Annotated in this window: 1 protein-coding gene; it reads right to left on the bottom strand. The window is 64.7% G+C overall.

Going from position 1 to position 289, the window contains the following annotated elements:
• Positions 1–289 (bottom strand): M48 family metalloprotease (locus EN857_RS34185; RefSeq protein WP_145972046.1); only part of this gene is annotated, 289 nt, incomplete at both ends.

Below are 289 nucleotides of genomic sequence, written 5' to 3'. Positions count from 1 at the left end.
TGTCAAGCGCGGAGGCCAGCCACAGCGGGTGTCCACAGATTTCGGCGCCGCGCCGGTCGGCCTCATATTCGCGGGTGCGGCTGACCGCCATCTGCACGATCATGGCCGCGAAGGGCGCCACGATCATCGCCGCCAGCACGCCGACAAAGCCGAACGGATTGTTTTCGCGGTTGCCGCCGAGGAAAAAGGCGAAATTGCCGAGCATCGAGATGGCACCGGCAAAGGTGGCGACAATGGTCATGGTCAGCGTGTCGCGGTGCTGGACGTGGGCGAGCTCATGCGCCATCAC

Origin of the sequence: Mesorhizobium sp. M4B.F.Ca.ET.214.01.1.1, from assembly GCF_004791545.1 — a bacterium.
Classification (GTDB): domain Bacteria; phylum Pseudomonadota; class Alphaproteobacteria; order Rhizobiales; family Rhizobiaceae; genus Mesorhizobium; species Mesorhizobium abyssinicae.
Note: the sequence above shows the minus strand (reverse complement) of the source record. Positions and strands in the feature narration are given on the sequence as shown.